The sequence below is a fragment of the Actinoplanes sp. NBC_00393 genome (assembly GCF_036053395.1).
Lineage (GTDB): Bacteria > Actinomycetota > Actinomycetes > Mycobacteriales > Micromonosporaceae > Actinoplanes.
Window position 1 is genome coordinate 2,238,175 of the sequence record NZ_CP107942.1, and the last position, 14,941, is coordinate 2,253,115.

At 69.7% G+C, this 14,941-nt stretch carries 13 protein-coding genes; 7 read left to right on the plus strand and 6 right to left on the minus strand.

The window, feature by feature from the left end:
* The first annotated feature begins 11 nt into the window (after nt 1–11).
* The 5 genes from OHA21_RS10210 to OHA21_RS10230 are packed head-to-tail and all read left to right on the plus strand — an operon-like array spanning nt 12 to nt 5,638.
* Nucleotides 12–1,643, plus strand: coding sequence for an ABC transporter substrate-binding protein (locus tag OHA21_RS10210; protein ID WP_328472556.1), 1,632 nt, complete (start codon nt 12–14; stop codon nt 1,641–1,643).
* A complete protein-coding gene (locus OHA21_RS10215) occupies nt 1,643–2,596 on the plus strand; it encodes an ABC transporter permease (protein WP_328472558.1) in 954 nt (317 codons plus the stop codon). The genes OHA21_RS10210 and OHA21_RS10215 overlap by 1 nt, the downstream gene beginning before the upstream one ends.
* Nucleotides 2,593–3,447 carry an ABC transporter permease gene (locus OHA21_RS10220; RefSeq protein WP_328472560.1) on the plus strand — a complete coding sequence of 285 codons (855 nt, stop codon included), beginning with the start codon at nt 2,593–2,595 and terminating at the stop codon, nt 3,445–3,447. Before OHA21_RS10215 ends, OHA21_RS10220 begins: the two co-directional genes overlap by 4 nt.
* Nucleotides 3,444–5,135, plus strand: a complete 1,692-nt coding sequence (locus OHA21_RS10225; RefSeq protein WP_328472562.1) for an ABC transporter ATP-binding protein — start codon at nt 3,444–3,446, stop codon at nt 5,133–5,135. The genes OHA21_RS10220 and OHA21_RS10225 overlap by 4 nt, the downstream gene beginning before the upstream one ends.
* Nucleotides 5,132–5,638, plus strand: coding sequence for a flavin reductase family protein (locus tag OHA21_RS10230; protein ID WP_328472564.1), 507 nt, complete (start codon nt 5,132–5,134; stop codon nt 5,636–5,638). The genes OHA21_RS10225 and OHA21_RS10230 overlap by 4 nt, the downstream gene beginning before the upstream one ends.
* Nucleotides 5,639–5,908: 270 nt before the next feature.
* Here OHA21_RS10230 and OHA21_RS10235 read toward each other — a convergent pair whose 3' ends face one another.
* From OHA21_RS10235 to OHA21_RS10250, 4 genes are all read right to left on the minus strand, one after another.
* Complete coding sequence (locus OHA21_RS10235) at nt 5,909–6,811, minus strand: redoxin domain-containing protein (protein ID WP_328472566.1); 903 nt, start codon at nt 6,809–6,811, stop codon at nt 5,909–5,911.
* Nucleotides 6,812–6,815: 4 nt separating this feature from the next.
* Complete coding sequence (locus tag OHA21_RS10240; RefSeq protein ID WP_328472568.1) at nt 6,816–7,994, minus strand: epoxide hydrolase family protein; 1,179 nt, start codon at nt 7,992–7,994, stop codon at nt 6,816–6,818.
* Nucleotides 7,995–8,141: 147 nt separating this feature from the next.
* Nucleotides 8,142–10,379, minus strand: a complete 2,238-nt coding sequence (katG, locus tag OHA21_RS10245) for a catalase/peroxidase HPI (protein ID WP_328472570.1) — start codon at nt 10,377–10,379, stop codon at nt 8,142–8,144.
* Nucleotides 10,376–10,819 carry a Fur family transcriptional regulator gene (locus OHA21_RS10250; protein ID WP_328472572.1) on the minus strand — a complete coding sequence of 148 codons (444 nt, stop codon included), beginning with the start codon at nt 10,817–10,819 and terminating at the stop codon, nt 10,376–10,378. The genes katG and OHA21_RS10250 overlap by 4 nt, the downstream gene beginning before the upstream one ends.
* 98 nt (nt 10,820–10,917) lie before the next feature.
* Between OHA21_RS10250 and OHA21_RS10255 the strand changes: the two genes are divergently transcribed.
* Entirely contained in the window at nt 10,918–11,307 is a 390-nt protein-coding gene (locus tag OHA21_RS10255; RefSeq protein WP_328472574.1) for a DUF6188 family protein, read from the plus strand.
* Here the strand turns inward: OHA21_RS10255 and OHA21_RS10260 are convergent.
* Together OHA21_RS10260 and OHA21_RS10265 are read right to left on the minus strand one after the other, a co-directional pair.
* On the minus strand, nt 11,289–12,830 hold the full coding sequence (locus tag OHA21_RS10260) for a GGDEF domain-containing protein (protein ID WP_328472576.1): 1,542 nt from the start codon (nt 12,828–12,830) through the stop codon (nt 11,289–11,291). The two genes, OHA21_RS10255 and OHA21_RS10260, sit on opposite strands and share 19 nt — an antisense overlap.
* 31 nt (nt 12,831–12,861) lie before the next feature.
* Nucleotides 12,862–13,575 (minus strand): TetR/AcrR family transcriptional regulator, encoded by a 714-nt coding sequence (locus tag OHA21_RS10265; protein WP_328472578.1) that lies wholly within the window; start codon nt 13,573–13,575, stop codon nt 12,862–12,864.
* A gap of 168 nt (nt 13,576–13,743) precedes the next feature.
* Between OHA21_RS10265 and OHA21_RS10270 the strand changes: the two genes are divergently transcribed.
* Nucleotides 13,744–14,937 carry an oxygenase MpaB family protein gene (locus OHA21_RS10270; protein ID WP_442875159.1) on the plus strand — a complete coding sequence of 398 codons (1,194 nt, stop codon included), beginning with the start codon at nt 13,744–13,746 and terminating at the stop codon, nt 14,935–14,937.
* Nucleotides 14,938–14,941: the final 4 nt, after the last annotated feature.

Genomic DNA, 14,941 nt, shown 5'->3' on the forward strand with positions numbered 1-14,941 from the left:
GAATCCTTGTGATGACTCGACTCAGACGAAACCTGGCCGCTGCCGCCGCCCTGCTGCTGGCCGGCAGCGCCCTGACCGCCTGCGGTGGCACCAGCGCCGGCGCGGCCGGAGGCGAACCGACCACCGGCGGCACCATCATCTACGGCCACGTCCAGGAGCCACCCTGCATCTTCGGCGGCTGGATCCAGCAGGCGTACATCTCCCGGCAGGTCCTCGACAACCTGGTCACCCTCGCCGACGACGACACCGTCAAGCCATGGCTGGCCACCGAATGGAAGGTGTCGCCGGACGGGAAGAAGTACACCTTCACCCTCAAGGACGGCGTGAAGTTCACCGACGGCACCCCGGTCGACGCCGAGGCGATCGCCTGGAACTTCGACTACTGGGAGAACCAGGGCGGCAACAACACCGCGAAGGTCTCCATCGACCCGTACTACAAGACGGCCAAGGAGATCGACGCCAAGACGGTCGAGATCGAGCTGCACAAGCCGTACCCGCCGTTCCTCACCCTGATCACCCAGGGCTACTTCGGCATCCAGTCGCCGACCGCCTTCAAGAGCCGCACCGAGCAGGAGAACTGCGAGAAGCCGATCGGCTCCGGCGGCTTCGTGGTCAAGGAGTGGAAGCACGGCGAGGAGGTCGTGCTCGCCAAGAACCCGAACTACACGTCCTGGCCGGCCACCGCCAAGCACGAGGGACCGGCGATCGTCGACGAGGTTCGCTGGAAGTTCGTCGCCGACGGGGTGGCCCGGTACGCGTCGCTGGGCACCGGTGAGTCGCACGTGGTCTACGAGGTGCCGACGGTGAACTGGAAGGACGCCGAGTCGCGGTACCAGACGATCCGCTACATCACGCCGGGCAAGCCGGTGTCGTTCTTCATCAACACCCAGACCGGGCCGTTCAGCGACAAGCTGGTCCGGCAGGCGTTCGCGTACGGCGCGGACCGCAAGTCCGCGGTCGAGGCCGGTTTCCACGGGGTGATCCCGTACGAGGGCAACCCGTCGGTCAGCCAGGCCACTCCGGGCTACAACGCCGAGACGGCCAGGGCGTACGCCTACGACCCGGCCAAGGCGCAGCAGCTGCTGGATCAGGCCGGCTGGACGCGTACCGGTGACGGGGTGCGCACCAAGAACGGCACCCCGCTGGCCATCAAGCTGGTCTACGGCGCCGGGTTCATCTTCACCCAGGAGGGCGCGACCGTCCTGCAGGTGCTCCAGGAGCAGTGGAAGCAGATCGGCTTCGACGTCCAGCTGATCCCGGCCACCCAGGCCGAGCTGTGGGGCGGCAAGTACTCCGACCCGAGCACCTTCGACGCCACCCCGTCCTACTGGACCAGCCCCAGCTCGGCGATCCTGTGGATCGTCTGGCGGCCGTCCACCAAGGAGCTGCCGAACTTCAACAACCGCTCGTTCTACAACAACGACACGCTGTCCGAGACGATCCAGGCCGCCAACGTCGAGGGCGACCTGACCAAAGCCAATGATCTGTACGGCAAGGCGCAGCAGATCATCCAGGACGAGGCGGCCGGCATCGGGCTCTACACCCAGAACTCGACGTACGCCGTAGCGCAGAACCTCAAGGACGTCTGGCTGGAGAAGAGCCAGGGCGAACCGGTGTTCTCCGACGCCTACTTCACGAAGTGATGCGCACCGCATTCGTACGGCGGATCGCAGTCAAGATCGTGGCCTCGGTGGCCGTGGTCCTGGCCGCGGCCTCGGCCACCTTCTTCGCCCAGCTGGCGGTGCCCGGCGACCGGGCCACCGCGCTGATGAACCTGCAGACCGGGCAGGACCGCAAGTGGTCGGCCGAGGAACTCGCTCCGCTCAACGAGAAGTACGGCTTCGACAACCCGGTGCTCGTGCAGTACCTCGACTACCTGACCGGCCTGTTCCGCGGTGACCTCGGCACCTCGTACACCCAGAAGCGGCCGGTGGCCGAGGTGATCGGCGGCCAGCTGCTGCCGAGCCTGACCCTGACCGTCGCGGCCCTGGTCGTCGCCTGGCTGCTGGCCCTGGCCTTCACCCTGCTGACCGTCAAACGCGGCCGGGTCCTCTCCGCGCTCGGCAGCGCGTGGGAGGCGGTCACCGCCAGCCTGCCGCACTACTGGGTCGGCGTGGTGCTGCTGGTCGTCTTCGCGGTCCAGCTGCGGATCTTCCCGATCATCGGCGGCACCAGCGCCTGGGGAACCGTGCTACCGGTGCTCACCCTGGCGATCCCGCTCGCCGGGTTCCTCGGCCAGGTCACCCGCGACGAGTTCGTGCAGGTCCTCGATCAGCCGTTCGTCACCACCGCCCGCACCCGCGGGATGTCCGAGCTGGGGGTACGGCTGCGGCACGTGCTGCGGCACGCCGTGCTCCCGGCGGTCACCCTGTCCGGCTGGGCGCTCGGCGCGCTGGTCTCCGGCGCGGTCATCGCCGAGAACATCTTCGGCCGGCCCGGCATCGGGCAGGTGCTGGTCACCGCGGTCAACACCCGGGACCTGCCCACCGTGTCCGGCATCGTGCTGGTCGTCGCGGCCGTCTACGTACTGGCCAACCTGCTGGTCGACCTGGCGTACGCGGTGATCGACCCCCGACTGGCCGGAGCCGCCCGATGACCACCGCCACCCTCACCCGCGCCCGCTCGTTCGCCCTGCCGATCCGGCTGCCGAGGCTCGGAACGGTCCTGGCCCTGCTGGTCGTCGGCTTCGTGGTGATCGCCGCGCTGGCCCCGAGCCTGCTCACCGACCGCAGCCCCACCGCGATCGATCTGCAGAACACGCTGCAAGCGCCGTCCTGGGCGCACCCGTTCGGCACCGACGACGCCGGCCGGGACCTGCTCACCCGGGTCATCTACGGCGCCCGCGAGTCCGTCGGACTGGGCCTCGGCGCCACCGCCCTGGCCTTCGTGATCGCCGTCCTGCTGGGCTTCACCGCAGCCCTGGCCGGTGGCCTGGTCGACGGCGTCATCGCCCGTGTCATCGAGGTGGCGTTCGCCTTCCCGACCCTGCTGCTGGCCCTGCTGGTGATTGCGATCCGCGGGCCGTCGCTGGCCACCTCGATCGTCGCGGTCGGGATCGGCTCGGCGCCCGGCTACGCCCGGATGGTCCGCGGTCAGGTGCTCGCGGTCCGCCAGTCCGGTTTCATCGAGGCCGCCGCGGCGCTCGGGCACCCGCGGTTCACCGTGATCCGCCGGCACCTGTTCCCGAACGCGATGCGCCCGCTCGTCGCCGTGGTCACCCTCGGTGTCGGGCAGTCGATCGTGTGGGCGTCCGGGCTGTCGTTCCTCGGGCTCGGCGTACCCCCGCCCAGCTCGGAATGGGGCGCGCTGCTCGACGCCGGCCGGCTGCACATCACCACGTCGTGGTGGCTGGAGATCCTGCCCGGCCTGGTGATCGTGCTGGTCGCGCTCTCGGTGACCGCGCTCGGGCGCACCCTGCAGAACCGACTCCAAGGAGCATCCCGATGACCACCGTGGACTTTGCCGAAGACCTCACGGACCAGCAGGCCGAGGCGCCGGGCGAAACCCTGCTGCGGGTGGACGACCTGCGGGTGGCGTTCGGCGACACCGAGGTCGTCAAGGGCATCTCGTTCACCGCGCGGGCCGGCAGCTGCCTGGCGATCGTGGGGGAGTCCGGGTCGGGCAAGAGCGTGACCGCCCGTACCCTCGTCGGGTTGACCGGGTCCCGGGCGCGCGTCGGCGCCGCCCGCATCGATCTGGCCGGCGCCGACCTGCTGAACACCTCGGAACGTGCCTGGCGCAGGATTCGCGGCGGCCGGATCGGGTTCGTGCTGCAGGACGCGCTCGTCTCGCTCGACCAGCTGCGCAGAGTCGGCGACGAGGTGGCCGAGCCGCTGCGGCTGCACGGCTGGGGGACGCGGGCGAGTCGCGCCGCCAAGGCGGTGGAACTGCTGCGCTCGGTCGGGGTGCCGGAACCGGAGGTCAGGGCGGCACAGCGGCCCTACGAGCTGTCCGGCGGGCTGCGGCAGCGGGCCCTGATCGCCTCGGCGATCGCCCTGGACCCGCCGCTCCTGATCGCCGACGAGCCGACCACCGCGCTGGACGTGACCGTGCAGGCGCAGGTACTCGACCTGCTCGACGATGCCAAGAGACGCGGCACGTCGATCATCCTGATCAGCCACGACCTGTCCGTGGTGGCCCGCATCGCCGACGACGTCGCGGTGATGCGCGACGGCGAGATCGTCGAGTACGGGACGGCGCGTCAGGTGCTGCACGATCCGCAGCACGAGTACACGCGTACGCTGCTGGACGCCATCCCGTCCGAGCACACCCGCGGCACCCGGCTCACCGGCCCGGCCGTGCGGGACCGCCGGCCGGTCGACCGGGACCGCCCGGTGCTGCAGGGCCGGCACCTGTCCAAGGTCTACCGCGGCCCGGACAAGGTGGACCGCACGGTCGTCGACGACGTGTCGTTCGAGCTGTTCGCCGGGGAGACGCTCGGCGTGGTCGGCGAGTCCGGCTCGGGCAAGACCACCCTGGCCCGGATGGCGCTGTCGATCCTGGACGCCACGGCCGGCGACGTCCTGCTGCACGGCGAACCGTGGTCGGCGCTGACCGCGGCCCAGCGGCGGCCGCTGCGCCGGCGGATCGGCGTGGTCTACCAGGACCCGCTCAGCTCCTTCGACCCACGCTGGAGCGTCGGCCGCATCCTGGCCGACGCGCTGTCGACCGCTGTGCAGCCGCCGAGCTCCGCCGACGAGACCCGGCGACGCTCGGTACGCCTGCTCGAACAGGTCGGCCTGCGCGCCCACCACCTGGCCGCGGCGCCGCTGCGGCTCTCCGGCGGCCAGCGTCAGCGGGTCGCGATCGCCCGGGCGCTGGCCCCGCAGCCGGAGGTCATCGTCTGCGACGAGCCGGCCTCCGCGCTGGACGTCTCGATCCAGGCGCAGGTGATCGACCTGCTCACCGACCTGCAGGACGAGCTCGGCGTCAGCTACCTGTTCATCTCCCACGACCTCGGCCTGATCCACCACGTCAGCGACCGGATCCTGGTCATGAAGGACGGGATCGCGGTCGAACACGGCGACGCGGACGACGTGTTCGAACGCCCGCAGCACCCGTACACCCAGCGGCTGCTCACTGCCGTGCCGCGGCTGGCCTCAGCGTTCCCCTCCAGCAACGAGGTGACAGCATGACAGCGCTTCGTACCAACCAGGACCTCGACCCGCGCCGGCTGCGTGAGGTGTTCGGCATCTTCCCCAGCGGGGTGGTCGCGGTCGCCGCGGTCGTCGACGGCCTGCCCGTCGGGCTGGCGGCCAGCTCGTTCACGTCGGTGAGCCTCGACCCGCCGCTCGTTTCGTTCTCCATCGCCAACGCCTCCAAGACGTGGCCCGACCTGCGCCGGGCCGGGCATGTCGGGGTGACGATCCTGGCCGACCACCACTCCGGGGTGGCCCGGCAACTGGCCGGGGCGGTCGACCGGCGCTTCGACGGGCTGGCGCTGACCGCGACCACCGACGGCGCGGTCACCCTCGATGACGGGCTGGCCCACTTCGACACCACCATCCACCAGGAGGTGATCGCGGGGGACCACACCATCGTGCTGCTGCGGTTGCACTCCGCCCGTCACGACGGCCAGCCTTCATCGTCGCCGCTCGTCTTCCACCGCAGCCGCTTCGGCCGCCTCCACGCCGGCTGACGCTCACGGTCGTTTCCCACTCGCGGAAACAGCCGTGAGCGCCAGCTGGTTTTGTCCGGCTGGCGCTCACGGTCGTTTCGCGGCCGGAGAAACAGCCGCCGATCACCGCCCCGGACGCGATCACCTTGCGCCAGCGGGTGTTCGGCTCGGCCGGGGTGGGCAGCAGCCGGTCCTCGACGAACGCGATGTGGTTGCGCCGGATCTGCGGCTGGTTGGGGTCGGCGGCGGCGAGCTCGTGCACGTCGTGCGGCAACGTGCGGTCGATGATTCTCAGCCGAAGGTGAACGCGTACGCCTCGGCGCCGGCCGCCCGGAAGGTGATCTGCAGGGTGCGCTCGCGGACCCGGTCGTGCTCGCGGACGAGCTGGTAGAGGCGGCTGTCGGTCAGCACGCCGTGGCCGTCGGCGTCGACGTCGACCCCGTGTGACGGGCCGGGCGCCTCGCCGTCGACGAGCACCCGGAAGGGGATGGGCTCGCCCTTCGGGGAGGCGAGCACGAGGTGGGCGTCGCGAGCCTGGTAGCGGAAGGCGATGCGGGCGCCGGCCGTCCCGAGCGCGCAGTCGCCGGTGATCGTCCACCCGCCGTCCAGGGCCCACTGGTTGAAGCCGAGATAGGACGGGAACTGATAGGCGCGGGGATCAGCCTTCGCGCCGCCGAGGTACGTCTCCGGCGTACGCAGATGGTCCCAGTCCGCGGCTGCCTCGATGCCCGAACCGTCCACGGTGACCGGTTCGCGCTCGATGCCCAGCAACTGCTGGAGGGCGCGTTCGGACTGCTCGTAGCGGCCCTCGCCGAAGTGGAAGTCACGCAGAACCCCGTGCCGGTCGGCGAAGTAGAGCGCCGGCCAGTAGTGGTTGTCGAAGGCCCGCCAGATCGCGTAGTCGTTGTCGACCACCACCGGATAGTCGATCTCGCGTTCCTTCGTCGCCAGCCGCACCCGGTCCAGGTCGTGCTCGAAGCCGAACTCGGGCGTGTGCACGCCGATGACGACCAGCCCGTCGTCGCTGTAGGCCTGCGACCAGGCGCGCACGTACGGCTCCTGGCGCAGCCAGTTGATGCAGGTGAAGGTCCAGAAGTTGACCAGTACGACACGTCCGCCCAGGTCGGCGAGGCCGAGTGGCCCGGAGTTGAGCCACCCGGTCGCGCCGCTGAACGCGGGTAGATGCTCGCTCATGACCTCACCGCAGCGAGCGGAGTCCGGTGCGGACCTCGTCGGTGAACAGCTCCGGCTGCTCCCAGGCCGCGAAGTGCCCACCCTTGCCGACCCGGTTGTAGTGGATCAGCTTGGGATACGCCTGCTCGACCCAGCTGCGCGGCGGCAGGCTCATCTCGTCGGGGAAGACGCTGATCGCGGCCGGCACGGTGACACCCTTGGCGGCGAAGAACAAGAACTTGTTCTCCCAGTACAGGCGGGCGGCGGACAGAGCGGTGTTGGTCAGCCAGAACAGGGTGACGTTGTCCAGCACGTCGTCCGGGCTGAGTCCCTCGGGCGCGCCGTCGATCGAGCGGGCGATCATCTCGTGGCTCGCCGGGTCGTGGTCGATCATCCAGGCGGCCAGCGCCACCGGGGAGTCGGCGAAACCGGTCAGGGTCTGCGGGCGGTCGCCCATCTCGTAGGCGTACGCGACGTGGCGGTAGGAGTAGACCAGCCGCTCGTACGCGCGTTGCTCCTCCTCGGTGAGCCCGGCCGGCGCCGGGCTGCCGGCGATGGCGGCCCGCTCGACGTCCGGTGGGGTGGCCCCGGCCATGTTGGTGTGGATGCCGAGCAGCTCCGGCGGCGCCTGCACACCCATCAGGTCGGTGACGACGGCGCCCCAGTCACCGCCCTGCGCCGCGAAGTACTGGTAGCCCAGCCGGCGCATCAGCTCGGTCCAGGCCCGCGCCATCCGGTCCGGTCCCCAGCCGGTGGTGGTCGGGTGGCCGGAGAAGCCGTACCCGGCCATCGACGGGATCACCAGGTGGAACGCGTCGGAGGCGGGAGCGCCGTACGCGGTCGGGTCGGTCAGCGGCCCGATGATCTTCAGCTGTTCGATGACCGAGCCCGGCCAGCCGTGCGTGACGATCAATGGCAGCGCGTCCTCGTGCCGCGAGCGGACGTGCATGAAGTGGATGTCGAGGCCGTCGATCTCGGTGATGAACTGCGGATAGCTGTTCAGTCGCGCCTCGACCCGGCGCCAGTCGTAGCCGGACGCCCAGTGCCGGGCGAGTTTCTGGATGGTGTCCAGGCGCACCCCCTGCGAGGTGTCGCCGACGGTCTCCCGGTCGGGCCATCGGGTCGCCTGGATGCGCGACCGCAGTTCCTCGAGCTCCTTCTCCGGGAACTCGACCGTGAACGGCCGCAATGTGGTGTCGGACATGAGAGCCTCCCGTGCGGGATCGATGCCCACCGAAAGTAGCGAGCCGCGCACCCTCTGCACATCGCACGTTATGGGCGATAGGTACACGCATCGGAAGAGCCCCGGCCGATCCGTGACGGATCGACCGGGGCTCGCCGGTGTGGAGGATCAGTTCAGGTCGAAGCGGTCGAGCTCCATGACCTTGGTCCAGGCCTGGACGAAGTCGTTGACGAACTTCGTACGGGCGTCGGCGCTGGCGTAGACCTCGGCGAGGGCGCGCAGCTGCGAGTTGGAACCGAAGATGAGGTCGACCGCGGTGGCGGTCCACTTCACCTGGTCGGTCGACGCGTCGCGGATCTCGTACACGTGCTCCGCGGACTCCGCCGCCTTCCACCGGGTGCCGGGGGAGAGCAGGTTGGCGAAGAAGTCGTTGGTGAGCACGCCCGGCTTGTCGGTGAGCACACCGTGCTGGGCGCCGGCGAAGTTGTTGCCGAGCGCGCGCAGGCCGCCGACCAGGACGGTCATCTCCGGCGCGGTCAGGTTCAGCATGTACGCCCGGTCGACGAGCAGGATCTCCGGCTGGGTCTTCTCGCCCGGCCGCAGGTAGTTGCGGAACGCGTCGGCGCGCGGCTCCAGAACCTTGAACGACTCGACGTCGGTCTGCTCCTGGGAGGCGTCGGTGCGGCCCGGGTGGAACGGCACGGTCACCTCGACGCCGCCGTCCTTCGCGGCCTTCTCGACGGCGGCCGAACCGGCCAGCACGATCAGGTCGGCGAGGGAGATCTTGGCGCCGCCGGCGGCGTTGAACTCCTGCTGGATCTTCTCGAGTACGGCGATGACGTCGCCCGAACCCTGGTTGACCTCCCAGCTGCGCTGCGGCTCCAGGCGGACCCGGGCGCCGTTGGCGCCGCCGCGCTTGTCGGTCGAGCGGAAGCTCGCGGCCGACGCCCACGCGGTGGAGACCAGCTGGCTGGTGGACAGGCCGGACTCCAGCACCTTCGCCTTCAGGGTGGCGATGTCGGCGTCACCCACGAGCTCGTGGTCGACGGCCGGCACCGGGTCCTGCCACAGCTGGGCCTCCGGCACCCACGGGCCCAGGAAGCGGCTGACCGGGCCCATGTCGCGGTGCAGCAGCTTGTACCAGGCCTTGGCGTACGCGAGGGCGAACTCGTCCGGGTTCTCCAGGAACCGACGGGAGATCTTCTCGTACGCCGGGTCGACCCGCAGCGACAGGTCGGTGGTGAGCATCGTCGGGCGGTGCTTCTTGTTCGGGTCGAATGCGTCCGGGATGATCTCGTCGGTCGTCTTGGCGACCCACTGCTTCGCGCCGGCCGGGCTGGTGGTCAGCTCCCACTCGTAGCCGAACAGGATCTCGAAGAACCGGTTGCTCCACTGGGTGGGCTTGTCGGTCCAGGTGACCTCGAGACCACTGGTGATGGTGTCCTTGCCCTTGCCGCTGCCGTGGGTGCTCAGCCAACCGAGGCCCTGGGCCTCCAGCGGGGCGGCCTCCGGCTCCGCGCCGACGTGGTTGTCGGCCGGGGCGGCGCCGTGGGTCTTGCCGAAGGTGTGGCCGCCGGCGATCAGCGCGACGGTCTCCTCGTCGTTCATCGCCATCCGGGCGAAGGTCTCGCGGATGAAGTGCGCCGCGGACAGCGGGTCCGCGTTACCGCGCGGGCCCTCCGGGTTGACGTAGATGAGACCCATCTCGGTCGCGCCGACGCCCTCGGCCATCGTCTTCTCGGAGGCGTAACGCTCGTCGCCGAGCCAGGTGTCCTCCGGACCCCAGAAGATCTCCTCGGGCTCCCACACGTCGACCCGGCCGAAGCCGAAGCCGAAGGTCTTGAAGCCCATCGACTCCATGGCCACGTTGCCGGCGAGCACGAGCAGGTCGGCCCACGAGATCTGCTGACCGTACTTGGCCTTGACGGGCCAGAGCAGGCGGCGGGCCTTGTCCAGGTTGGCGTTGTCGGGCCAGCTGTTGAGCGGGGCGAACCGCTGGCCGCCGTCGCCGGCGCCGCCACGGCCGTCCTGGATCCGGTAGGTGCCGGCGGCGTGCCAGCTCATCCGGATCATCAGGCCGCCGTAGTGACCGAAGTCAGCCGGCCACCAGTCCTGCGAGGTGGTCATCACCTCGACGATGTCGCGCTTGAGGGCCTCGACGTCGAGCTTCGCGAACTCCTTCGCGTAGTCGAAGTCCGGGCCGAGCGGGTTGCCCTTGGAGGAGTGGGCGTGCAGCACCGACAGGTCGAGCTGGTTGGGCCACCAGTCACGGTTGGTGCGCGGACGGCCGCCGGTCTTCGGGGTCGGCGAGTCGATCGCCGGGTTCTCACTCTCGCTGCCGTGCGCGGTCACGGAGTCGTGCGCAACCGGACAGCCGGTCTGCTTCGGATCTTGGATGTCGCTCATCGGCTTCCTTCTGCATTAGCGGATGGTGTGTTCACGCAGTCGGGGCATATGCCCCAATACACGACCTCTGCCTCGTCGATCACGAACCCGTGGTCGCCGGTGGCAGTGAGACAGGGGGCGGGGCCGACCGCGCAGTCGACGTCGGCGATCGCGCCACAGGAGCGGCACACGACATGGTGGTGGTTGTCCCTCACCCGCGACTCGTAGCGGGCGGTCGCACCAGCGGGCTGGATGCGGCGCACCAGACCGGAGTCGGTGAGCGCACGCAGCACATCGTAGACCGCCTGGTGGGAGACAGCGGGAAGTTCCGCCCGGACGAGGGCGATGACCGTGTCGGTGTCGACGTGCGGGTGGTCGCGCAGTGCGGCGAGCACTGCCAATCGTGGTTTGGTCACGCGCAACGAGACGGCTCGTAGCTGCGTCTCGAAGTCGGACGGCATAGGGGGAACCTTAGACCCCTAATCTGGAACTGATCAAGTTTTGGTGTCGCATGTCGCCGTTAAAGCTTTCTTATGGAAGACCTCGTTACGGTCCTGCCGTGCTCAAGTTTGACCTGCTCGCCGGCCGACGGCTCGAGACCGTCCGGCTCGGCCACGCCATCATCCTGGGCTTCACCGGCGGCCACGAGCTGCTGATCGAAGCCGACGCCCATCTCGACGGACCCGGCGGGCGCATCGACGTGGTGCCCGGCGACGACCCGTCGGACGCCGTCGCCACCCTGCTCGGTGACGTGGTCCGCTCCGCGTACACCCGGGACACCGGGGAACTCGAGATCATCTTTGACAGTGGGTGGCGGCTGCTCGTGGACGCCGACGCCGACGTCGAGTCCTGGGCGGTCGCCGGCCCGGACGGGGTCCTGATCGTCTGCGTGGCCCGGGGCGAGGTCGCGGTGTGGGGCCGGCCCGGCAGTCAGCGTGCCACCGCGTAGGTGCCTTTGCCGTCGCGCTTCACCGCGTACATCGCGTGGTCTGCCTCGCGCAGCAGCGCGTCGCCGTCCATGGCCGGATCGCCGGCGATGGCGATCCCGAGGCTGGCGCCCACCTGAGCGGTGTCGCCGCCCGGGATCGCCACCGGCGCCTCGATCACCTTGACCATGCGGGCGGCGATGCCTCCGGGGTCGTCGTCCGTGCCGGGATGCAGCAGGACGGCGAACTCGTCGCCGCCGAACCGGGCGACCGTGTCGCTTTCGCGCACGCACGCCTTCAGCCGCCGGCCGACCTCGCGCAGCAGCACGTCACCGGCCGCGTGTCCCCACTTGTCGTTGACCTGCTTGAAACCGTCCAGGTCGATGATCATCACGACCACCGGGCCGGCCGCGGTCAGGGCGGCGGTCAGGCGTTCGGCGTACAGCGAGCGGTTGGGCAGGCCGGTCAGCGCGTCGTGGAAGGCGTGGTGCTGCAGGCGGGCGGCCAGGGCGTCACGTTCGGTCAGCAGGACCCGCAGGCCCTCCTGGGACTCGTTGAGCTCCTGCACCTTGACGTCCAGTTCCTCCAGCAGGCGCGCGTTGTCGCGGAACGCGGTGAGCTGGCGGTGCACGACCAGCAGGGTGCTGATGGCCGTGCCGGCCAGGGCGATCGGTACGGTCGACGAGTCCTGCCGCACGACGGCGATCGCCAGCAGCAGATAGGTGACCGCGATCGCCCCGTACGGAAGAAGGCTGTAGGGCTTGCGCCGCCGCGGCTGAAGGATCCCCGGCTCGCCGGCGAGCTGCACCTGATTGACCCGCAACGCGATGGTGAGCAGCGCGTGCGCCGCGATCGTGCAGATCAGGAACCAGTGCAGCCGTCCGTCGCCGAGCCCGTCGCGCCCGATGGCGTCGGCGGCTGTCTTGAACGCCGCCCCGCCCGCCGCGATCAGGCCGCACGCCCGGGTGAACGGCGCGGTGCCGGACATGACGAGTTTCGCCACCACGAACACGCACAGCAGGATGATCACGGGGCTGACCAGCGCGGGCGCCGACATGTCGAGGATCGCGCCGGGCCGGTTCGGCACCACCAGATGCCAGCCGACCACGGCGGCGGCCACCATCACCGTGGCCACGTCCATCCAGAACCGGGACCGTTCGCGCCGCGAGCCGAACCCCAGCGGGACGGTCAGCAGAGCGACCATCATGACGGCGCTGCCGAGCGCCAGGGCGATCTGCTGGGCTTGCCCACCGGTCGCCGCGACGGCGGCCCCCGGATCCCTGGCGGCGGTGATGATCTGGGCGACGTCACCGAGCAGGTAAATACCGGCGCCGCCGGCCACCGCGCGCCAGAACCGGCGCGCCCAGGCGGGCAGGTCAGGGATGCCGGACGTGGACCACGCCACCGCGATCGTGCACCCGTGGACGGCCGCGATCAGGACCCAGGCGGCCACCACGAGGTCTGCTGCGAACAGCGTGATCAGGACGACGAGGCCGGCCAGCAGGCCGGCGGTTGCTCGCCATCGGCGCTTCCGGGTCCCATCCATCTAGGTCCTGATCGGCAGCACTGCGCGTCACCTAATGAAAAGGCTCCAGCATCGGGGTGAGGAACTTGAGGGCGACGTCGCGCAGTTGGCCGGCGTCGTCGAGGTCGATGACGAAGCTCGGGGTGACGAGGAACGAGCAGCACAGCCGGGTCATCAGCTCGGCCACCAACTCCACGTCGACCGCCGCGGAGATGTTACCGGCCTGCTGCTCCTTGCGCAGCTGTCCGGCGACGAACCTTTGCACCGTGCCCATCGTCTGCCCGCCGTCGGCGATCAGCGACGGGATGATCATGTCGGGTTCGACCGCCATCAATCCGCCGATCAACGGGTTGTTGCGGATCACCTGCAGCGAGCTGACGAAGCCGAGCACCACCCGGTCGGCAGCCGTACGGGCCTGCTGGATGTCGATCTGGAACTGGTCGAAGTAGCGCCGGAACTCGCGCCGGACCACCTGCTTGACCAGCACCTCCTTGGTGGCGAAACGCCGATAGGCGGTGATCCGGGAGACGCCCGCCCGGCGGGCCACGTCGCCCATCGTGGAGCGCCGGATGCCGATCCGGCAGAACTGGACGTACGCGGCGTCGAGCAGCCGCGTCGTGACGTCGTCGCCGGGCTCGTCACCGCCCTCGTCGTCGGGACCCGAGCCCTCGAGCGCCTCGGCGAGCGCCTGGGCCAGCAGCGAGTCGGAACCGGGCACGGCGTCGAGCACCGGCAGCAGTGGTTCCCCGCGGGGTGTGCCAGCCATCAGCGTCCTCTCCGATTTTTCACACCGTACCAAGGGTCGAAGACATCGATGAACGTCTCTTGTGATCACTGCCACACTATGCTCTCATGGCTGATACATCCAAGCACTAAGTGTTTCACCGTATCAACCTCGGTGGAGGAGCGAAGCGTGGAACTCAGCAGACGCAAGATGTTGCAGGCGGGCGGGGCCCTGGGCGCACTCGGTGCGCTGACCGCCGCGACGCCGGCCCGAGCGCAGTCGATCTGGACGTGGTCCGCCAAGGGTTCGGTGGCGGGCGCGGGAGCGGGCGCCGACCCGCGGTGGGTGTGGGACGAGCAGGCCGACCCGCTGGTCGCCTCGCTCATCGACCGGGGTGACGTGCCCCGGGTCAACGAGTTGCTGCGGACCTGGAAGAAGAACGGTCAGGCACTGCCGGCCGGGCTGCCCGCCGACCTGCGCGACTTCATGGAGAGCGCCCGTCAGCTGCCGGCCTGGGCCGACCAGGCGAAACTCGATCTCGCCTTCAAGTTCAACGAGAAGCGGGGGCTCTACCTCGGCGTCCTGTACGGGCTGGCCAGCGGCATGATGAGCACGGTCATCCCGAAGGAGGCCCGCGCCGTCTACTACTCGCAGGGCGGCGCGGACATGAAGGACCGCATCTCCAAAACCGCGAAACTCGGGTACGACATCGGCTCGGCCAACGCGTTCCGACCCGAGGGCGAGATGATCGTGACCGCGGTGAAGACCCGGCTCGTGCACGCGGCCGTGCGGCACCTGCTGCCGCAGTCGCCGTACTGGGCGGACGTCGCCGACGAGGACATCCCGATCAGCCAGCGCGACATGATGGTCACCTGGCACAGCCTGCCCACCACGGTGATGCGCAAGCTGACCGACTGGAAGGTGCCGATCCCGGCCGCCGAGTCCACCGCCTTCCTGCACTCCTGGCAGGTCGGCGCGCACATGCTCGGGATCCAGGACGAGTACATCCCGGCCACCTGGGCGGAGGCCAACTCGCAGGCCGACGAGGTCCTCGACCCGATCCTGGCGGCCACGCCGGAGGGCATCAAGCTGGCCGACATCCTGCTCAAGCTCGGCACCCCGATCGACGCGGGCATCCTGACCAAGCCGATCCTCGGCGCGTTCACCCGCTTCATGCTCGGCGACGAGATCGCCGGATGGCTGAAGATCCCGCGCGAGCCGGTCTGGGATCCGCTGCTCAGGACGGCCTGGGGACCCTTCATCGCGGTACGCGAAGGACTGTTGCCGTTCCCCCTGGCGCCCAAGGCCTACTGGCTGTTCGACGAGTTCCTGCGCAAGGCCGCGCTGCTGTTCCTGTCCGAGGCGAAGCCGATCAGCATCGAGATCCCGGTGACGAACCGATGACCGA